General features: G+C 46.4%; 15 protein-coding genes and 1 pseudogene. 15 read left to right on the top strand and 1 reads right to left on the bottom strand.

Translation table 11 applies throughout. The annotated features are described in order from the left end of the window. The first annotated feature begins 9 nt into the window (after positions 1-9). Positions 10-4719 (top strand): GbpC/Spa domain-containing protein, encoded by a 4710-nt coding sequence (locus DYE66_RS08010; protein ID WP_115325198.1) that lies wholly within the window; start codon positions 10-12, stop codon positions 4717-4719. Positions 4720-4889: 170 nt separating this feature from the next. Beyond that, complete coding sequence (locus DYE66_RS08005; protein ID WP_002998360.1) at positions 4890-7661, top strand: cation-translocating P-type ATPase; 2772 nt, start codon at positions 4890-4892, stop codon at positions 7659-7661. A gap of 310 nt (positions 7662-7971) precedes the next feature. Here DYE66_RS08005 and DYE66_RS08000 read toward each other — a convergent pair. Then, positions 7972-8836 (bottom strand): annotated as a pseudogene (locus DYE66_RS08000) (IS982 family transposase). Between the two features lie 429 nt (positions 8837-9265). Between DYE66_RS08000 and DYE66_RS07995 the strand changes: the two are divergent. From DYE66_RS07995 to DYE66_RS07935, 13 genes are all read left to right on the top strand, one after another. Further along, complete coding sequence (locus tag DYE66_RS07995; protein WP_002998348.1) at positions 9266-11293, top strand: carbohydrate-binding domain-containing protein; 2028 nt, start codon at positions 9266-9268, stop codon at positions 11291-11293. Between the two features lie 1297 nt (positions 11294-12590). Further along, entirely contained in the window at positions 12591-13640 is a 1050-nt protein-coding gene (gene hisC / locus DYE66_RS07990) for a histidinol-phosphate transaminase (protein ID WP_002998507.1), read from the top strand. A gap of 26 nt (positions 13641-13666) precedes the next feature. Further along, the gene (locus tag DYE66_RS07985) at positions 13667-14641 is read left to right on the top strand and encodes an ATP phosphoribosyltransferase regulatory subunit (RefSeq protein WP_002998457.1); all 975 of its coding nucleotides are present in this window, start codon (positions 13667-13669) and stop codon (positions 14639-14641) included. Then, positions 14638-15285: an ATP phosphoribosyltransferase gene (hisG, locus tag DYE66_RS07980; RefSeq protein WP_002997939.1), complete on the top strand. Its 648-nt coding sequence runs from the start codon at positions 14638-14640 to the stop codon at positions 15283-15285. Before DYE66_RS07985 ends, hisG begins: the two co-directional genes overlap by 4 nt. Continuing rightward, positions 15282-16565 carry a histidinol dehydrogenase gene (gene hisD, locus DYE66_RS07975; RefSeq protein WP_002997680.1) on the top strand — a complete coding sequence of 428 codons (1284 nt, stop codon included), beginning with the start codon at positions 15282-15284 and terminating at the stop codon, positions 16563-16565. The genes hisG and hisD overlap by 4 nt, the downstream gene beginning before the upstream one ends. Further along, a complete protein-coding gene (gene serB, locus DYE66_RS07970) occupies positions 16552-17199 on the top strand; it encodes a phosphoserine phosphatase SerB (RefSeq protein WP_002997868.1) in 648 nt (215 codons plus the stop codon). Before hisD ends, serB begins: the two co-directional genes overlap by 14 nt. A 198-nt stretch (positions 17200-17397) precedes the next feature. Then, entirely contained in the window at positions 17398-17982 is a 585-nt protein-coding gene (gene hisB / locus DYE66_RS07965; RefSeq protein ID WP_002998544.1) for an imidazoleglycerol-phosphate dehydratase HisB, read from the top strand. A 1-nt stretch (position 17983) separates the two neighbouring features. Next, the gene (gene hisH, locus DYE66_RS07960) at positions 17984-18610 is read left to right on the top strand and encodes an imidazole glycerol phosphate synthase subunit HisH (protein WP_002998522.1); all 627 of its coding nucleotides are present in this window, start codon (positions 17984-17986) and stop codon (positions 18608-18610) included. Further along, positions 18588-19307, top strand: coding sequence for a 1-(5-phosphoribosyl)-5-[(5-phosphoribosylamino)methylideneamino]imidazole-4-carboxamide isomerase (gene hisA / locus DYE66_RS07955; protein WP_002998186.1), 720 nt, complete (start codon positions 18588-18590; stop codon positions 19305-19307). The genes hisH and hisA overlap by 23 nt, the downstream gene beginning before the upstream one ends. A 3-nt stretch (positions 19308-19310) precedes the next feature. Next, complete coding sequence (hisF, locus tag DYE66_RS07950; protein WP_002997709.1) at positions 19311-20069, top strand: imidazole glycerol phosphate synthase subunit HisF; 759 nt, start codon at positions 19311-19313, stop codon at positions 20067-20069. Continuing rightward, on the top strand, positions 20066-20386 hold the full coding sequence (gene hisI / locus DYE66_RS07945; protein WP_002998366.1) for a phosphoribosyl-AMP cyclohydrolase: 321 nt from the start codon (positions 20066-20068) through the stop codon (positions 20384-20386). Before hisF ends, hisI begins: the two co-directional genes overlap by 4 nt. Before the next feature lie 116 nt (positions 20387-20502). Then, positions 20503-20817 (top strand): phosphoribosyl-ATP diphosphatase, encoded by a 315-nt coding sequence (hisE, locus tag DYE66_RS07940; protein ID WP_002998414.1) that lies wholly within the window; start codon positions 20503-20505, stop codon positions 20815-20817. A gap of 168 nt (positions 20818-20985) precedes the next feature. Continuing rightward, a complete protein-coding gene (locus DYE66_RS07935) occupies positions 20986-21603 on the top strand; it encodes a CPBP family intramembrane glutamic endopeptidase (protein ID WP_002998181.1) in 618 nt (205 codons plus the stop codon). Positions 21604-21774: the final 171 nt, after the last annotated feature.

Raw genomic sequence — 21774 nt, 5'->3', positions numbered from 1 at the left:
GAATATATTATGGAAAAACGTTCACAACGCTTCTCTATTAGAAAGTATAGTTTGGGTGCGGCTTCTGTCTTACTTGGGACAGCTGTTGTTGCTCTTAATGGCCCTACTGTATTGGCTGATGAAACAGCAGGTAATTCCGCGTCTGGTACAAGCCAGCCAACTAGCAGTACGACAGACAACATAGGAGAGAGCTCGGCAACTGCTGATCAGGAAACAGCTAGCGTAGTCTCTGTAGAAAGGGAAGATGATACGACAACTGTGACTAGTCAAGTTACTTCATCTGCTTTAGAAGATGCCAAGGCTAATGCTGAACAAGCGGGTGTTCAGGTGGAAGAGACTGAACCTCAGTTTCAACCATCGACAGAAGCAGCTGCAGCTGACAATCAAGCTCAGGTCCAAGAAGTGAAAGCAGCAACGGAGGCTCAAAAAGCCGCAGATGCTGACTATGCTCAAAAACAAGCTGAATATGAAGCAGCTGTAAAAGCAACTGAAGCCGCAATAGCAACAAACACTCAAATCCAAGCAGAGAACGCTGTAGCGCAAGCGGCTTATGAACAAGCGCAAGCAGCGTATGAAGCTGATCTTGCTCAATATGAGAAGACTAAAGCTCAATATGATACTGCTAAAGCAGCTTACGAGGCAGCAGTAGCTGAAAAAGCCCAAGCTGATGCTCGCAACGCTGAAGCAAAGGCTGCTTATGAATCCGCTCTTCAAGTTTATAAGGATGAGCAAACTAAATATGAAGTTGCAAAGTCATTTTATGAGTCTGTCAAAGTAGCACATGAAAATGCTATAGCAACAAACACACAAATCCAAGCCGACAACGCTGCAGCGCAAGCGGCTTATGAACAAGCCCAAGCGGCGTACCAAACTGCGCAAGCTCAGTATGAGCAAGATAAGGCAGCCTACGATAAGGCAGTAGCGGATAAGGCAGCTGCGGAAGCGCAAAACACACAAATCCAAGCCGACAACGCTGCAGCGCAAGCGGCTTATGAACAAGCGCAAGCCGCGTACCAAACTGCGCAAGCTCAGTATGAGCAAGACAAGGCAGCCTACGATAAGGCAGTAGCGGATAAGGCAGCTGCAGAATCACAAAACACGCAAATCCAAGCGGATAATGCTGCAGCACAGGCCGCCTATGAGCAGGCCCAAGCGGCGTACCAAACTGCGCAAGCTCAGTATGAGCAAGACAAGGCAGCCTACGACAAGGCAGTAGCGGATAAGGCAGCTGCAGAAGCGCAAAACACACAAATCCAAGCGGATAACGCTGCAGCGCAAGCGGCTTATGAACAAGCGCAAGCCGCGTACCAAGCTGCGCAAGCTCAGTATGAGCAAGATAAGGCAGCCTACGATAAGGCAGTAGCGGATAAGGCAGCTGCGGAAGCGCAAAACACACAAATCCAAGCCGACAACGCTGCAGCGCAAGCGGCTTATGAACAAGCGCAAGCCGCGTACCAAACTGCGCAAGCTCAGTATGAGCAAGATAAGGCAGCCTACGATAAGGCAGTAGCGGATAAGGCAGCTGCGGAAGCGCAAAACACACAAATCCAAGCCGACAACGCTGCAGCGCAAGCGGCTTATGAACAAGCGCAAGCCGCGTACCAAACTGCGCAAGCTCAGTATGAGCAAGACAAGGCAGCCTACGATAAGGCAGTAGCGGATAAGGCAGCTGCAGAATCACAAAACACGCAAATCCAAGCGGATAATGCTGCAGCACAGGCCGCCTATGAGCAGGCCCAAGCGGCGTACCAAGCTGCTCAAGCTCAGTATGAGCAAGATAAGGCCGCTTATGACAAGGCAGTAGCGGATAAGGCAGCTGCAGAAGCGCAAAACACACAAATCCAAGCGGATAATGCCGCAGCACAGGCCGCCTATGAGCAGGCCCAAGCCGCGTACCAAACTGCGCAAGCTCAGTACGAGCAAGACAAGGCAGCCTACGACAAGGCAGTAGCGGATAAGGCAGCTGCAGAAGCGCAAAACACACAAATCCAGGCAGACAATCAAGCGGCAAGAGATGCTTATAATACGGCTAAGGCTGAGTATGATGCTAAGAAAGCCGAGTACGATCAGGCGAAGGCTAAGTACGACGCTGACAAGGCCGAATATGATGCTAAAGTAGCTGAGAAAGCAGCTGCTGATAAGGCAAATGCGGAAGCTGAAGCCAAATATAATGCTGATAAAGCTCAGTTTGAAAAAGACACCATTGACTACAATACCGAGCTTCTAGAGTATGAAACTGCTCTGAAACAGTATAAAAATGCTAAAGAAGCTCATGATAAGTTCTTAGCTGATACTGGCTTAACTCAGACTCAAAAAGCACAGGAGTTGACCTTCCTACGTGAGCCTAATGCGACTCATAAGATTGACGGCATTAGCTCTTATCTTACTAAAGATGCACAACAGCGCTTGGCTAATGATGGTGGCGTTAAGCAATATGAATCTAACAATCTCAAAGAAGGTGATGTGGTTAGCACCAGTCCATACTCTAACAAAGAAGCTGAATGGTTGAGCGTCAAGGTTGGGGATAAATTCTCTGTCACTTACGATGGGCTGTCTAAATCTAAGATGATTGTTGATGGTGTCGAGCATGACATTAGCAAGGTTATCTACCGCTATGAAATTCTCAACCTGCCATCTAATAATGGTAAGGGGATTGCCAAGGTTGATGCTGACCCAACGATTACCCTGACGGTTGGTGCGTCAACGGATAAGGCGGATGAGCCGATTAGGGTTGCAGTCGATGTAGAGTTCTACGATGAAAATGGTCAAATGTATGACCTCTCTCAACGTAAGGCTATCGTTGCCCTTAACTCTCTCAACCACTGGGATGGGGCTGCTTATGCCAATGGTTCTGATAAACCACGTGAACTGGTTGTAGAAGCCAAAGATGCTGATGGCAACACCGTTCGTGGTACTTGGGCTCCTTATGCAGATGGTAGCTCACCTAGTCTGAATAACGGTGCTCCAGTTGTCAAGTCTGGTTATGCAGGCTTTGGTGGCAAAACTGTTACCATTTCAGAATCGAATCCCCTGAAGATTATTGCGCAAAAAGCGGGCTGGAATGGGAGTTGGATTGTAGAAAAAGAAACGACTGTACCTGAAAATTATGTCTATGCCTCAGGTGGCGGGAACGGTCACTCAACAGGTCTTGACGAATATAAGTTTGGTGATCAGGATGATGTTTTAGGAACCTATAGGATTGATCCAACTTCAGGCTTGATTACTTTTACACCTAAGAAAAAATTCCAATCGATCAAACACCAAGAGTTTGTTAATATTGGAGATAAAGAGTTTGTTGCTATTCCAAACTCAAGTGTCACCTATAATCCTGATACTAAGGAAGTGACCTCAGAAAAAGACAACCAATATATCGAACATGGAGCTGTCTTTAATGGTGAAACCACACCTACTTTACGTGGTTGGGATGATGCGGACTCACCATATCTTTACTATGGTGGTGCGGGGGTTAAGATGACTGACGGTCATCTGGTCTTTACTGCTAATGGTGCTAATGCTGATGGGCAACCAACGGTTTACTGGTTTGCTATCAACTCAAATGTTGGATTCCCTAAGGATCCGGGAGATGCGCCAAAAGCTCCAGAAAAACCAACTCCACCAACTCCACCAACGCCAAAAACGGTGACCGTACCAACCCCGCCGACGGAGCCAACCCCACCAACCCCACCGACGGAGCCAACGGATAAACCAACTGTACCGGTTCCATCAGTACCAGATGAGCCAACTCCGCCAACTCCACCAACGGCGCCAGAAGTGAAGCCAGAGGTAGATGTTCCATCCGTACCGGATGAACCGACTCCGCCAACTCCACCGACAGCGCCAGAAGTGAAGCCAGCGGTAGATGTTCCGTCCGTACCGGATGAACCGACCCCGCCAACTCCACCGACAGCACCAGAAGTGAAACCGACGGTAGATGTTCCATCAGTACCAGATGAGCCAACTCCACCGACTCCACCGACAGCACCAGAAGTGAAGCCAGAGGTAGATGTTCCATCAGTACCAGATAAACCAACCCCACCAACTCCACCGACAGCACCAGAAGTGAAACCAGAGGTAGATGTTCCATCAGTACCAGATGAGCCAACTCCACCGACTCCACCGACAGCGCCGGAAGTGAAACCGACGGTAGATGTTCCGTCCGTACCGGATAAACCAACCCCACCAACTCCACCGACAGCACCAGAAGTGAAACCAGAGGTAGATGTTCCATCAGTACCAGATGAGCCAACTCCACCGACTCCACCGACAGCGCCAGAAGTGAAACCGACGGTAGATGTTCCGTCCGTACCGGATGAACCGACCCCGCCAACTCCACCGACAGCACCAAACTATGACATTGTAGAAGTTCCAGCTGATCCAGGTGAAGAGCCGAAAGCTCCAACCCCACCAACAGAACCAAACTACAAACCAACAGTAGACGTACCAGAGATACCAGAAGCCCCAGAACGCAAACAAATTTCTGTGAAATGGCATAAAAATTTGATTGTTGAAAAATTCAAGGATCCTAAACCGGAAAAACCAGCGCTTAAGGAACCTGTAACTCCTGTTAAAGTTGCCGATCCGGCTCCAGTATCTGTGACATCTGAAAAAACTCTGCCACAGACTGGTGATAGCAATAGCTATGGACTAGCTCTATTTGGTATGGGGATGACAGCTTTTGCTGCTGCAACCCTGCTTGGTTCATTAAAGAAGCGCAAGTAAGATTAAATCTAACCAAATTTTAGATAAGATTTCTCAATAAAAAGCGATAAAAGAGAGGATTGAAGTCCTCTCTTTTACAATAGATGAAAACGTTGATTTCTTTTCAGGTTTCTTTCCATTTTTGCTAAATCGTGCTAAAATGTAGGTGTCATTAGAAAGAAGGCGGTTACATGAGTGACCAATCGCATAACTATCAAAGTCTCTCGACGGAGGAGCTCTACCAAACTTTAGCAACCCGTCAAACAGGACTTTATAATGAAGAGGTCAGCCAAAGACAAAGCCAATACGGCAAAAATCTTTTAGCAAGCGGAAAGCAGGAATCCAAACTGCTTAAGTTTCTCAAGAATTTCACCAGTCTGATGGCCATTCTCCTCTGGGTGGGTGGTTTAGTGGCCATTCTCTCAGGAACCTTTGAGCTGGGAATTGCTATCTGGTTAGTCAATGTTATCAACGGCGTCTTCAGCTTTATCCAAGAAAATCGAGCCCAAAAGGCGACCGAGGCCTTGAAAAATATGCTTCCTTCTTATGCTCGGGTTGTCCGTGATGGGATTGAGCAGAAGATTTTGGCTGAGGATCTGGTGCCAGGTGACATTCTCCTGATTGAAGAAGGAGACAAGATTTCGGCCGATGCTAGAATCATCCTCTCAACTGATTTGCAGGTCAACCAGTCAGCCCTAACAGGGGAATCCAATCCTGTTCGTAAGAATGCCAAGATTATCACCGATAGTGATGTCACAGCTTTAGAAGCTGACAATCTCGTTTTTGCGGGAACGACCGTCGCTAATGGCTCGGCTCGTGTTGTGGTGACCGAGATTGCCATGCAGACTGAGTTTGGGAAGATTGCTGACTTGACTCAGACAGTAGCTGATGAAAAGAGTCCTCTGCAAAAGGAAGTAGATCGCCTAACCAAGCAGATTTCGGTCATTGCTATGAGTGTTGGTATTTTCTTCTTTATTGCGTCTGTCTTCTTTGTCAAAGAGCCTATGGCTAAGGCCTTTATCTTCTCTTTGGGGATGATTGTCGCCTTCATTCCAGAAGGGCTCCTGCCAACCATTACCCTATCGCTGGCTATGGCTGTTCAAAGAATGGCTAAGCAGAATGCTCTAGTAAAGAAGCTCTCATCTGTTGAAACGCTGGGAGAAACCTCAGTCATCTGTTCAGATAAGACAGGAACTTTGACCAAGAATGAAATGACCGTTCACAACCTCTGGACTCCTAAGAAAGAGTACAAGCTGACAGGCCTTGGCTATGCTCCAGTTGGCCAAGTTCTTCTTCACGGCCAAACAGTAAGAGCCAGTCAGGATACTGATCTCAATTGGCTTTTGCGGGGAGCTACGCTCTGCAGCAATGCCAAAATCAGCAGTCCCAATGCTGATAATCCTAATTATACTGTTCTGGGGGATCCGACCGAAGCCTGCCTGGAAGTAGCTGCGCAGAAGGCTGGGATTGATTTATCGGACAATGAAGCAGAAAACTATCGCCTTAAAGAACTGCCCTTTGATTCGGACCGCAAGCGGATGACCACCTTTAATCATCTGTCAGAGGCCATTGATGGTAAAGAAACAGCCTCCTTCACCAAGGGTGCCCCAAAAGAAATTTTGGAGCTCAGTTCCTATGTTCGTGAAAATGGTCAAATCCGTCAGCTTAATGGGCAGGAAAAATCAGCCATTCTTCGAGCCAACGATGCCTACGCCCAAAAGGGCTTACGGGTCTTAGCTCTGGCCTGTCGGCTCTATGATGATGAATCTCGTATTCAGGCTGCAGCGATTGACACGGCTGAAAAGGATATGGTCTTCATGGGACTTTTGATTATGCAGGATCCTCCGCGTGAAGGAGTCAAGGAAGCTGTTGCCAAGTGTCATGCAGCGGATATCCGGATCATCATGATGACAGGTGACTATGACCTGACGGCTGTCAGCATCGCCAAAAGTATCGGCATTGTTAAGACTGAGCAGCCGCGGGTTATCAGCGGCCGTATTCTGGCTGATATGTCTGATGTGGAACTGCAGGAAGCTCTGAAAGATGAGGTCATCTTTGCTCGGATTGCCCCTGAACAAAAGTTCCGTATTGTTACCAATCTGCAGGCTCTGGGTCATGTTGTCGCTGTGACAGGCGATGGTGTCAATGATGCTCCTGCCCTCAAAAAGGCCGATATCGGTGTTGCCATGGGGATTACCGGTACAGATGTGGCCAAAGAATCGGCAGATATGATTCTGACCGATGATCACTTCACCTCCATCGTCAGGGCCATTGAAGAAGGCCGAGCCATCTACAGTAATTTACGGAAGTTCCTCAGCTATATCTTCAACAGCAACACATCGGAAGCTGTGCCTTCGGCCGTCTTCCTCTTTTCTAAAGGTCTGGTGCCTCTACCCTTGAGCGTGATGCAAATTCTGGCCATCGACCTAGGGAGTGATATGATGCCTGCCTTGGGATTGGGCGTTGAACAGCCAGAAGAAGGCATTATGAATCAGCCGCCACGAGCCAAGACAGACCGGCTCATCAATCCCAAGATGTTGGTCAAGTCCTTCCTCTGGTATGGCGGTATGGAAGCCTTAGTGGCCATGGCTGCCTTCTTTGCAGTCTTTGCTCTGCATGGACAAAGCCTAGTTAACCTGCCCGCGAATGGAGAGCTCTACCGAGAAGCGACCACTATGACTTTGGGTGCCATCATCTTTTGTCAAATCGGTCAGGTCATGAACTGTCGGACCCAAATCCAATCCATCTTTAAGCGCGGTTTCTTTACCAACCGCACCATCAACTTGGGGCTGGCTATTGAAGTTCTCCTCTTCAGCCTCTTGGCTTATGTCCCTTTCCTTAATGATCTCTTCAGCACTGCACCAATTACCAGCTTAGAATGGGGCATCCTTATCCTCTGTCCTGTCCCAATCTTCCTCTTAGAAGAAATCAGGAAGGCATGGCTGCGGAGAAAGCAGACTTGATAGATCTATCTAATACTCAATGAAAAAATCAAAAGGAGGCAAGGAACAGAGACCCCAGCTGCTAAGGAGCTCAGGTTGCAGTAGTTGACGGCTGTCTTGGTACCATTTTGAGGTACAGAAGGACAGCCAATCACCCTTGCTGGGGTAGTCAAATAGTCCGGTGGACTATTTTAGCCCGACACTTGAAATTAGAAAGTGAGGGACCACGAAGGTTTTGACGACTGTCAAAGCCTTTTTTTTTCTGTCTGACTCCCTAACGGCAACCGTCCTGGCAGTTTCCTAGCACCCTCACTAACTAGTACCCGTGGTGCTAGTTCACAATAAAATAGCTCAGATTATAGGTTAGTATAATTTGTTCTAGCATTAGCTGAATCCCAGCTAGACCTCTGGCTCATGTATGCTCGATTCCAAACAAACTACAGAGCTCGGAAAAGCGTGTCTCAATGGTTCTACGCATGGCTAGTAACTTCCAGTTGTTGTGTTCAGTTGAACCCTGCATATTTTGTCGCCAAGGTGTCCATAAGTGATAGCCCCTCTTGTTTAGTTCCTCTTTAAGGGACTGACTAAGGTAACCTCAATCTCCTAGAATAAACGGTTGCCTACAGTTTTCAAGTAATTCATCAACAGCTCTGATATCATGAACAGAGGCTGGCGTGACAACATAGTTCAAAATATAGCCCGATAAAGTCACTAACATGTGAACTTTAAAGCCATAAAACCACATCTGCTTGGAAGCATTGTAGCCAATATCCGCTAACCCATTGAGGAGGATTTTGACCCTATATTGCGAACGGGTTGACAAAGAGGCAAGGAAAGCTATCAATAATGACAATGGAATCTGCTGGTATTTGTTGGTTCAAGCCTTGTCGAATCAACTGAATGAGCCAAATCAGATTTTGGGATCGACGATTGAAGCGACTTCTTTTGAGTCTCTTTTCCAAGCAAAATAGATGACACATCTGGTAAAAGTGATGTTGTGACTTAATTCCCAGTTCTGCTTGTAGGACAAGTAAGGTTAAGAGGGACTCATCGGAGACATGAGCTAATTTGACATTATGTCGGTGCTTAATAGCTTCTGGACAATAGTTTTGATAGAACCAATGACAAATTTTGGACAATTGCTTCACCTTGTATTGTAAGTGATGACAATTAGCGGTATACTGTAAGTGGCTCATTTGGACAACCTCCTGTTTGATTTTTGCACTTACAGTATAGTCCAATTGGGCTTTTTTCGTAACTTTTTAACTAGCACAACGGGTAACTAGTATAAAATAGTATGAATAACTATTTTATACTCAATGAAAATCAAAAACAGACGAGGCAACGAACTGCAGACAGTACTGACGTACGGCAAAGTGAGTTAACAAAGTATCTTTTTGATTTTAGAAGAGTATTAGTTAATGTCTGAAGAAGGACAACTGCCTCTATTCATTAAAAACAGCGGATTATGGGTCTTTCGCAGGATGATAAGAGCTGATCTATCACCTAAGATGTCAAAGCTGTCATCATTTTGTTTTCACTTTGTTGCCGGACGTTTAACTTCTTGTAAATTATCCCCGTTAAACTGGTAACAACACTTTTAGAAAGGGTTAAGACATTATATTATGAATAAAAATTACATTTTCAACCGATCTGCGTTTTCTCAGAGCAAGGGACATGACATTAAGCGCAAGTCCTCAAAAGGCTTGGTAACAGGTCTTGTCCTAGCTGGCACCATTGTATTACTCGGAGCCAGTCAACCTGCCTCAGCTGACGAGGCAACTGCTGCTAGTGACAGCAGTGATAAGGTGGTTTCTGTAGAGGAAACCCCTACAGCAGCTGACAGCCAAACAAGCGCTTCTGATACTGAAAACACTGCAGCATCCGATCAAACAGCTGATGCTGCTGACATTGACACCGATACGGAATCTGTTGCTGCCGACACAGACAGCCCTAGCAGTCAAACAGCTGATTCAGCTATAGATTCAGATGTCATCAGAGCCGATGCGGCGCATTACCATGAGAGATACGACTGGGATGAAGCACGTGGCCGCGATAAAGATGCACAAAGAGCAAGGGTGATTACCTTTGCTGATGCCAATGCGCAGTCTAACTCGTCAAGGGTCTCCATTGATGGGAAAACTATTACCATCAATCAAGCAGGCACTTATACTCTGACGGGTTCTGGCAATGGATATAGCATCGGAATTGCAGACAATGTAACTGATGCAGTAACCTTCAATCTTAAAACGCTTGATTTAAAGGACTCTAATATTTCTGCTCGCAAAGATTTGACGCTCAATATCCTCTCGGACAGTTCTCTGGCTTCTTCAACGGCAAACACGATTGAAGCAGGAGGGGCTCTCTATATTTCAGGTAAAAATAAAGCAGCCTTGGCACTGAAAAGTACAGCAGGGCATGCCATCAAGGCAGATAACCTAAAAGTTAAAAAAGTCAACCTTGATTTAACATCTGCTAAAGACGGCATTCATGCTACTAAAAAGGTTACTATTGATGGCTCTGCCATCACGATTAAATCTGATGATGACGGTATTAAAGTTAAAGATGAGAGCGATGTCAATTCAGCAGATCTAAAAATTGAAGATTCAACCCTAACAATTAACGCCCAACATAAAGGACTGGCAGCTTACGATGAGGTAACAGTAGATGGCGCATCGACTATAACCATCACTTCTGGTCATGAAGGGATTGAAGGCCGCTTTGTGAATCTGAAGAAGGGGAACATCACAATCAATGCAGGCGATGATGGGATCAACGCTTCTGAGTGGACGGACAAGGATGATGCTGACTTGTCAAAACTGAAAAACAGTCCTTCCGATATCAAAAACGACTTAGGTATTTTTATTAAGGGGGCTGATATCTCCCTTATTGGCTATGGCGATGGCGTAGATTCTAATGGTAAAATTATTATCACCAAAGGAAGTCTCAAATCACAAAACATTACCAATTACAATTCGGCACTGGATCATGATGGTGATGCCTTGATTTCTGGCGGTACAGCTTGGGCAATCGGACATATGGGATTCTTCCAAGGCTTTTCTAATGGCACAAAGCAGGCTTATGTTTCAGCCATTGTTTCCGGACTTGCAGGCGATACTATCACCATCACTGATTCTAAGGGCAGAGTTGTTGCCCAGACAAAATCAGAAGTGGACTTTGACCATGTTGTCTTCTCAAGCAAAGATATTAAGAAGGACAAGAGCTATACAATTTCCACATCTGATGGCCATACGGCAACTGTAACGGGAACGAAAGACTATACCCAACACAGTAAAGGAAATGTGCCGGACGGAACACCACCGCTTTTACCTAATGGTAAAAAGCCTGCCTTCCCAGGTAATGGGGTGCCACCAGAAAAAAATCCAGCCAATCCTAATAAGGATCCTAAAAATGACGCTAAGGATAGTGATAATGATGACAAGCATCACGCTAAGTTAACTGAAACTGATGCCAAGTCTATTGCGCTGTCAGATGCTGGTCTTATGGAATCTGATGTGAAATCTCTCAAGGTTGAAGGTGATTCGGATGATGATATTCCTGTTTATGAAATCGAATTTAAGCGAGGGGATACAGAATACGATTATACCATCAATGCCCTTGATGGTACAATTACGGAAAAAGATATTTCATAATACTCCTTGAAGTTCAAAACTTTCAACTGACAGCTCTAACATGCTCATAGCTTGCTAAAAACGGCAGAGTTCTTTAGCCGATAATGTAAGGGCAGAGGATACTTTCTCCAAAGTGGTATTATTAGCAACAAGTACAGTTGTTGCTAATAAGGGAAATTTTGAGAGAGATTTAGTCCAGTGGACTAAATCCGCCTGATCCTAAAAACCAGAGAGAGAAGGAGCTCAACATTTAGCAATAGAACTCCGTAATTGAACACGCCTAACATCACCGTGGAAAAGAGAGGTAGCTGCTTTGACTTTAGTCAATTTACAGCCATGACTACCTTGAGCTATAAATCTGACTTGGAGCTCTGTTAGTTCCTACGCCAGATTCCCTATTTTTCTTTGTGGTGCTTAACGGCTTTGTATCCGGTCAAGAGTTTGCTTGCATCCGCACCTCTTTAAGAAAGTATCAAATTGTTAGTTTTGATTTTAACGCAGTATAAACTATTCTTCGCTTTATCGTAAGTACTTTAATGATACCCCATCATTTAAACTGTCCCTTATCAAGTCATACAAGAGGCTTCGTGCTATCCAATAGTCATGAAGCCTTTTAATCTGATTTTGATTTTCGAAGAGCTTTAATTGTGACAGCAGTCTAAGTAGATGCTGATGGGCAGATCATATAGAAAGGATATTAAACTGGCGATTATGAATATAAATTCTAAACCAAGTCAGTAAAACACGAGGAAAATTTACCACAGCCTTGCTTATTTCGCCGTCGGAATGACTATTTTTAAGAAAAAGAATTGTATAAAAATAAATTATCAGAAAATAATTTTTCGACTTGAAATTGTCAGAAAACTTTGTTATACTCGTTATATCTAAATTAAAGCGAAGATAGAAAAAGGCAGAACCAAGCAGCAGAGAGTCCCGTGGCTGAAAGAGGGACAACGGTTTAGCCGCACATTCTTGAGTGCAGGTGCGAAGTAACAGTAGTGTCTGACGGGTGGTTCCGTTAATGGCTGGGAGTCAATGACTTCATGAGGAAAGGTGGGTGACTGCCTTTCAAATCGAGGTGGGACCGCGTTTTAACGCCCTTGCAAATTTTTTGCGAGGGCTTTTCTATGTCTCTTAGCGATTGCGGAGCAGAGCCTAGAGACATTGATGCAGTTAGAGCAAGGCGAGAACTACGTTCCGCTATACCTTTAGCGAAATAAGCCGGAAAGTGAAATTAAGTTTAGAGCTATTGATGCAGTTAGAGCAAAGCGAGAACTGTATCCCGCTGGACTCTGTTCAAAATTTTTAGGAGGTTCTTATGATTAGAGGTCTAAGAGAGATTGAGCCCTATGTAGCTGGAAATCAGCCTCAGGGCAGGAATTTGATTAAACTGAATACCAATGAAAATGCCTATGCCCCCAGTCCTAAGGTGGCTGAGGCATTGGCTAAATTTGATAGTAAAGATTTGCGTAAATATTCCAGTCTTGATCAAGCTGATCTGCGGTCTGCCCTAGGTCAAGAACTAGGCATAGACCCAGACTGGATTGTGGTCGGCAATGGTTCGGATGATATCCTTTCTCTGGCTTTTCAAGCTTTTTTCAACAATGATTTGCCAATAATTTTTCCAGATCTGACCTACGGTTTTTACAAGGTCTGGGCTGATCTCTATCATATCAATTATCATGAAATTCCTCTGAATGAGAATTTCCAGATTGATACGGCAGATTATTTGGCAGACAATGGCGGCATTGTTCTTGCTAATCCTAATGCGCCAACGGGAATTTATAAACCATTGGAGGAGCTGGAAGAGATTCTCAAGGCCAATCAGGATGTCGTTGTTATCATTGATGAGGCTTACATCAATTTTGGCGGTCAAACCGCCCTGCCTCTCCTGAAGAAATACCCTAATCTCTTTATTACACGAACCTTTTCTAAGGGTGCAGCGCTAGCAGGTCTGCGGGTCGGCTACGGCCTTGGCAATCCTGACCTGATGGCTGTTATCAAGGCCGTCAAAAATTCGGTTAATCCCTACAGTGTCAACAGCTTGTCTGAAAAATTAGCGGTTGCAGCAGTCCAGGATTGGGGCTACTATGAAGACACCTGCCAAAAGATTATGACAAGCAGAGACTGGTTTAGTCAGGAATTGCAGGCTCTAGGATTTGTGGTCCTGCCAAGTTCAGCCAACTTTATCTTGACCAAGCCCCTTCTCTCGGCAGGAGCTCTCTTTAACTATTTAGAGAGCAAGAGAATCTATGTTCGCTATTTCCCTAAGGTTGAGCGGATTAAGGACTACCTGCGAATTTCGATCGGTCGGCAAGACGAAATGGAAAAGGTTCTCATGGAAATTCAACAGATACTAAGCCGTTAAGCAAGTTCAATTCAGGAGGTACTTGGATGAAAAAAACAACACTGCCAGTCGGGATGCACGATAAATTATTTAAACGGGCAACGACAACCTATCGCTTGGAGCGTGATATCAGCGATCTCCTGATGGAGCAGGGGTTTAATCGGATTGAGACCCCTACCATGGAGCACTTCGAGGTATTTGGCGATCAGCTCAAGCCTAATCATTATCATCTTTTTGATAAGACAGGGGATTTGCTTAGTCTGCGACCGGATATCACCAGTCAAATCGGTCGGGTTATCGCTTCAACTAAGGTGGAAACTCCTATCAAGTTTTCCTATTCTGGTAAGGTTTTTAAATCCAATGAAGAGCTGAGGGGACTGCTCAATGAGCACACTCAGGCGGGCGTTGAAATTGTTGGCTTTCCTGCCGATAAGGCGCTCAAGGAAGCCGTTTTGACCGCAAAATCAGCCTTGGATGTGGCTGGCGTCAAAGTTTATCAGTTTGAATTTTCTCATGCCACTATTCTTCAGACTATCACTGAAACTTTGAACTTGGACGGTAACAGCCTTGAGGTTTTACGGACAGCCATTCTGGAGAAAAATATTACAGGGCTCAACAGTTTTACTCAGGCTCACCCTAGTGAGTTTGATGACCTCTTGGCGGAGCTCCCCTTCCTTTTTGGTGAGAGCCATCAAGTATTAGCTCGGGCTCGCCGGCTGGTTAAGAACCCGGCTGTTCTAGCTGCTCTTGCTGATTTGGAAGCCATCCTTCAGGATATCCATCGCTTTCTTCCTCAGACGACAGTTGACCTAGCTCAGGTTCCTAGTATGCCCTATTATACAGGTATGATGTTCAAGGTTTTCGGTCCCCACGTTCCCGATGCCTTCGTTTCCGGTGGCCGTTATGACAAACTTTTTGAGCGTTTCGGTGCCAAGGAATTGACGGCCGTCGGTTGGGCTGTTGATTTGGATAGTGTTTATCAGGCGGTTCACGATAGTTTGGAAGGAGGTGGTCCGGCATGACTGAAAGTTTAACCATAGCTCTGACCAAGGGGCGGATTGAAAAGTCAACGCTTGATTTACTGGAAAAAGCAGGTTTTGATATGTCCTTTATGGCAGATAAGGGCCGTAATTTAATTTTTGAAAGCCCCGATAAAAAATTCCGCTTTCTTCTCGTTAAGGCTCCTGACGTCACAACCTATGTACGCCATGGTGTAGCAGACTTAGGTGTAGTCGGCAAAGATGTCTTGATTGAGCATCCTAACGGTTATCTGGAAATGCTGGATTTGAATTTTGGTCTCTGTAAATTTGCAGTAGCTTCGGTTCCTAATTTTGACCCCAATGACCATAAACGCAAGCGGATCGCTACCAAATACCCTAGCGTAACGACTGATTTTTACAATAAAAAGGGCGAGGATATTGAGATTATTTCTATCCAAGGGAGTGTGGAAATCGCCCCTGTTGTCGGTCTGGCCGATGCTATTGTCGATATTGTCGAGACCGGCTCAACTCTTAAGGCCAATGGTCTCCAAGTTTTTGAAGACATCTGTCGGATTTCGGCCCGCTTGATTGTCAATCCGGCTTCTCTAAAAAACAAGTCGCAAATTCTGCCCTTTATCAAGAAAATCCAAGAGCAAGTGGGTCAAGAGGAGGTACCTTTCCAATGAAACGTTTAAGTGGAAGTAATAAAGAAATTTCAAAAATTCTAGCGGCCGAGCAGCTGGAGCTCAGTCGGCAGAATGCAGATGTTGACGAAGCTGTTCGCCAGATTATCGAAGCCGTCAAGAAAGAGGGTGACCAAGCCCTGCGAGACTACTCAGAAAGATTTGACGGGGTCAGTCTGACTGATTTTGAGGTTGATCAGAGCTTGATTGATCAGGCCTTTGCGGAGGTAGACCCGGCTGTCTTGAGCGCTCTGGAAAATGCCAAAGCCAACATTGAATCCTACCACCGCCAACAGATGGAGAAGGGCTTTGAGGACCAACCCAGTCAGGGTGTTATCCGTGGTCAGGTCATCCGGCCGATTGAGCGGGTCGGGGTCTATGTCCCTGGCGGGACAGCTGCCTATCCTTCTTCGGTCTTGATGAACATCATTCCAGCCAAGATTGCAGGGGTCAAGGAAATCATCATGATTACGCCTCCTCAAGAGCACTTTGTGCCAGCTATTCTGGTTGCGGCTAAGTTGGCCGGTGTGGATAAGATTTATCAGGTCGGTGGAGCCCAAGGAATTGCGGCTATGGCTTACGGGACGGAAACCATTCCCAAAGTGGACAAGATTACGGGACCAGGTAATATCTACGTAGCGACTGCCAAGAAGCAGGTCTACGGCTTGGTTGGTATTGATATGATTGCCGGTCCGTCAGAAATCGGGGTCATCGCAGATGATTCGGCTAATCCTAAATACGTGGCAGCCGACCTCCTCTCTCAGGCAGAGCACGATGTTTTGGCCCGTGCCATTTTGGTAACAGATTCGCAAGAATTGGCTGATGCTGTTGAAGCGGAAATTGAGAAGCAGCTGAAAGCCTTGCCGCGTGAGGCGATTGCCCGTCCGTCAGTTGAAAATAATGGTCGGATAATTATCGCAGCCAATAAGAACGATATGTTTGACCTCATGAATCAGGTAGCGCCCGAGCATTTAGAAATCGCTATGGAGGGAGCTTATGACTATCTGGATCGGGTTCAAAATGCCGGTTCTGTTTTCCTAGGACACTATACCAGTGAGCCAATTGGAGACTATTATGCCGGAGCCAACCATGTCTTGCCGACTACAGCCACCAGTCGCTTTTCTTCGGCTCTGGGAGTTCACGATTTCATCAAGCGCATCCAGTACACCCAGTACAGTAAGACGGCAGTTAATCAGGCTGAGGCAGATATTACAACCTTGGCCTATGCTGAAGGTTTGCAGGCCCACGCAAAAGCAATAGAGGTGAGAAATGACAAAGACTAAGGGACTTTTAGTCATGGATGTGGATAGCACCCTGATTTTAGAAGAAGCCATTGATATTTTAGGTGACAAGGCTAGTGTTGGTGCAAAGGTTGCCCAGATTACTGAGCGTGCTATGAGGGGGGAGTTAGATTTTGAGGCTGCCCTAAGAGAGCGGGTTGGTCTGCTCAAGGGTCTACCAGAGTCCATTTTTGAGGAAGTTCTAGCAGAAATCCACTTTACGCCAGGAGCGGCTCAATTGGTTGATGAGCTCCATAGACGGGGCATCAAGGTTGGTCTAGTTTCAGGTGGCTTTCATGAGACCGTTGATGTCCTAGCCCAAAACTTAGGTATTGACTATGTCCAGGCCAATCGGCTGGAAGTGAAAGACGGCTATCTGACAGGCCGAGTTCTGGGACAGATTGTGACCAAGGCAGTCAAGCTGCAAAAACTGCAGGACTGGGCAGCAGAGAATGACTTAGGCCTAGAGCAGACTATTGCCATGGGTGACGGTGCTAACGACCTGCCCATGATTGGGGCAGCTGGTATCGGCATTGCCTTTTGTGCCAAACCCCTAGTGCGCCAGCAGGCTCCCTATCAAATCAATGAAAAAAATCTTTACAAGGTTATTGAGATATTGGATAGCCAGCAGGAGTAGTAGGTTAAGGCTTGAGCCCTTTTGGAGCAGTCTAGACTGAGCCATAACAATCGAAGGGCGAGTTGGCTTTTACTTCCCTTTCTGGCTCTTATTAAGTCTTTTAACTGGAGAGTGAGGTAGAAGTGGAGTTTTGTCCTGACAATTTAGACCGCCTATCCATTTCCCTTGCCAATCCAGCAAAATAGTAAAGGAGTCCGCATGAGACAAGCAAGTATTGAACGTAAAACAGCAGAGACGCAGATTAAATTAGATCTCAATCTGGATGCCCAAGAGCCAGTTGATATTAAGACGGGTGTGGGCTTCTTTGACCATATGTTGACCCTTTTTGCCCGCCACAGCCGAATTTCTCTGGTGGTGGAAGCTAATGGCGACACCTGGGTGGACAGCCACCATACGGTCGAAGATGTCGGTATTGTTCTGGGGCAGGCCATTAAGCGGGCCCTGGATGACAAGGCAGGTATCAACCGCTACGGGACCAGTTTTGTGCCCATGGATGAGACTCTGGGCATGGCCAGCCTTGATTTGTCAGGCCGGTCCTATCTGGTTTTTGAAGCCAGCTTTGACAATCCCAAGCTGGGTAAATTTGACACCGAGCTAGTGGAAGAATTCTTCCAAGCTCTGGCCTTTAATGTTCAGATGAATCTCCATCTGACCATTCTCCATGGCAAAAACAACCACCATAAGGCGGAGAGTCTTTTTAAGGCAACAGGGCGGGCCCTACGAGAAGCCATTACCCTCAACCCTGAAATTCACGGGGTCAATTCGACCAAAGGAATGCTCTGATATGAAGATAGTTGTCATTGATTACGATGCTGGCAATACTGCCAATGTCCTGAGGGCCTTGGCTAAATTGGGAATCCAGGCTCAATTGTCAGCTGACCCTCAGGTTCTGGCTGAGGCTGACGGCCTGATTTTGCCGGGCGTGGGAGCCTTTACTAGCGCCATGACTGAATTGGAAAAGCGAGGTCTGATTGAGCCCATCCAGACAGCAGTAGCAAAGGGCAAGCCCCTCCTAGGTATCTGTCTAGGGATGCAGATTCTGCTAGAGCAGGGGCTAGAACATGGTCAGACTCCTGGTCTGGGTCTTATTCCTGGGGTCTGTCGGCCCATTCCCGGCCAGCCCTCTTTTCCTGTTCCCCATATGGGTTGGAATGATTTAGAGATCAAAAAGGCTAGCTCGCTAACAGCAGGTCTGGAGGGACAGGCTGTCTACTTTGTTCATTCCTACTACACTGATGTTCCAGAAGGCTATATTGATGTCACAGCAGACTATGGCCTAGAAATTCCTGCCATGATTCATAGAGATTTGGTCTTTGGGGCCCAATTCCACCCTGAGAAATCAGGTCAGGTTGGCTTGGGTATTTTACAAGCATTTTCGGAGGTTGTTTATGCAAATTCTACCAGCCATTGATATTAAGGACGGCCAGGCCGTCCGCCTCTTTAAGGGGGATTTTGCCCAGCAGACTGTTGTAAATCCTGACGTTCTCGACCAGGCTCGCCTTTTTAAAGAAGCTGGCATCCGCTTTATCCATGTGGTAGATTTGGATGGTGCCTTGGAGGGCAAGGCCAGCAATCGCGATTTGATTGCTAAGATTAAAGAAACTACTGGTTTAGGAGTCGAGGTCGGCGGTGGCATTCGCACTTTGGAGCAGATTGAGGATTATTTGGAAGTCGGCATTGACCGAGTCATTATTGGCTCTATGGCAGTCAAAAGTCCTGGCTTTGTTCAAGCTGCCCTAGATAAATTCGGTCCTGACCGCATCGTTGTTGGAATTGATGCCAAGGCTGGTCTAGTAGCCACCGAAGGCTGGTTGGAAACCAGTCAGGTTAATTACCTAGATTTGGCTCTAGCTATGGAAAAAATGGGGGTCAAGCTCTTTGTCTACACCGATGTTGACCGCGATGGCACCCTTACAGGCCCTAATCTCCAGCACTATCAAGCCCTGATGACCAAGTTGACATCAGCCCAAGTTATTGCCTCTGGTGGCATTGCCCAGCTCTCGGATTTGGAGGAGCTGGCCAAGATTGGCCTGCCAGCCGCTATAGTAGGCAAAGCTTATTATAGTGGTAATATCAGTCTGGCAGAGCTTAAGGCGTTTGGAGGTTAGCCCATGCTTAAAAAAAGAATTATTCCCTGTCTGGATGTCAAGGACGGGCGTGTGGTCAAGGGGGTCAATTTTGTCAACCTGACCGATGTCGGCGATCCTGTTGACTCAGCTCAAGCCTATTATCAGGCTGGCTGTGATGAATTAGTCTTTCTCGACATTACAGCAACCCATGAAAAACGCGACACCACCGTCGATATGGTTAAGCAGGTGGCCGACCAGGTCTTCATTCCCTTTACCGTTGGTGGTGGGATACGCTCGGTGGAGGACATGAATCGCATGCTCAAGGCTGGTGCTGATAAGGTAGCGGTCAATTCCTCCGCCCTCAACAATCCCCAGCTGATTAGGGACTGCGCCCAGAAATTTGGCAGTCAGTGCGTGGTCTTGGCCGTCGATGCCAAGAAGGAAGCAGATGGAAGCTGGCATGTCTATCTTGCCGGTGGCCGAAAAGATACGGGTCGAGATTTGTTGGATTGGGTTCAAGAGGCTGTCCAGCTGGGAGCAGGGGAAATTCTCCTGACCTCCATGGACAAGGACGGAACCAAGTCTGGCTTTGACCTGCCCATGCTACAGGCAGTTGCAGAAGTGGTTAGCGTTCCCATCATCGCTTCGGGTGGGGCAGGGTCGCTGGAGCACATGGTCCAAGTTTTCCAAGAAACACCAGTGACGGGTGCCTTGGCTGCTTCCATTTTTCACTATGGTGAGGTCTCAATCAAGGAGACCAAAGAGGCCATGGCCCAAGCAGGATTGGAGGTTCGCTTATGACAGAGATTACCCTTGATTTTGCCAAGCAAGGCGGGCTCATTCCCGTCATTGTGACCGATTACCAAACAGGGCAAGTTCTCATGTTGGCTTATATGAACCAGGAGAGCTATGACCTGACCCTGAAAACCAAAGAAATGCACTATTGGAGTCGCTCCCGTCAGGAAATCTGGCACAAGGGCGAGACCAGCGGTCATTTCCAAAAGGTCAAGTCTATCAAGACCGACTGTGACTGTGACACCCTCTTGGTAGCTGTTGAGCAAATTGGTGCCGCCTGCCATACCGGTGCCTACTCTTGCTTTTTTAACGATATTTTATAAAGTCACAAATTCCATTAGTGGTGTCCAGCAGAAATTCTTAGGCCCATGCTTAGCATTTTTATCAACTTTGGTAGGGTCTACTTATTAGGACAGCTATATTTCATAAGGAGGAAGCTATGTTAGAAACACTTTACCAAGAAGTTCAGGACCGCAAGGCCAATCCCAAGGAAGGCTCCTATACCAATTATCTCTTTGACAAGGGGCTGGACAAGATTCTCAAGAAGGTTGGAGAAGAAGCAACCGAAGTTGTCATCGCTGCCAAGAATGGAGATAAGGAAGAAATCGCCAACGAAACAGCTGACCTCCTCTATCACCTGGCTGTCACCCTGGTTGAGACAGGCTTGAGCTTGACAGATGTCGCAGCGGTCCTTCAAGCCCGCCAGGGAAAACAATCCCGCATTCATGACCGCCCAGAAATTACGGACTACTAAGGTTGGAGAAGTGGCTTTAAGATTCTAGCCTGAGCTAATGAGAGACGTCACCAAAAATAATTAAGATTTCTGAAAGCTATAAGACTTATCATAAAAATGAAATCGGATTGAGCAGCTGAGCTGAAGAAGCTTTGCGTCATGTCAAGTCTAAATTTGAGAGGAAATCTTATGTTAGTCATCAATCAATTACTCAGTGCTTTCTTGCAACTAGGTTTAGTTATCCTGCTTTCCTTAGTTTGGTATTTCATTCGCCAGCACAAAATTCAGGGCTATTTTTCTTGGCTGGGACTAAAATCAAGCAAGTCCCTGCCCTGGAAACCCATGCTAGGGATTTTCCTAGCCTATTTTATCCTGGCAGGTCTACCCTATCTTTGGTTCTACCAAACTGGAAGCCTCCAGCTTTCTGATTTTCGAGCGCAGGTCTTTCATCAGTTGGGATGGTCCTGGCAAACGGTACTGGTCATCCTTGTCTGGTCGGTCTTTCAGACTTCCCTTAGCGAAGAAATCTTTTTTCGAGGCTTTCTCGGTAAAAGACTGATGGCCAGGCTCGGCTTTGTCAAGGGCAATAGTCTTCAAGCCTTGCTCTTCGGTAGCCTTCATACCTTGGCTTTGGCCAAGTACAATCTTTTAGCAGCCTTTCTGGTCTTTCTTTTGACAGCTGGTGTGGCCTACGCTTTGGGCTGGTTGATGGCTAAGAAGGCAGATGGGAGTATTATCTATGGTTGGCTCATTCATGCTCTGACTAATTTTTTCTCAAGTTTTCTGCTTCTAAGTCTTCCTTTTTAGAAGGAGCTTAAGCTTGAAGACCGATTTTGGGCTAGAATTAGGGAGCTCCATAAATCCTTAGATCCTAAGAGCTAGAAATAAGAGCAAAGACCCTCTAGAATGTACAATGTCATTAAGCTAAGTATTCCCCTACCATCAATTTATATGGTAGGGGTCTTTTTTGATTTGTTT

It is taken from the genome of Streptococcus downei MFe28, assembly GCF_900459175.1.
GTDB classification, from domain to species: domain Bacteria; phylum Bacillota; class Bacilli; order Lactobacillales; family Streptococcaceae; genus Streptococcus; species Streptococcus downei.
This window is presented reverse-complemented; position numbering and strand designations above follow the sequence as displayed.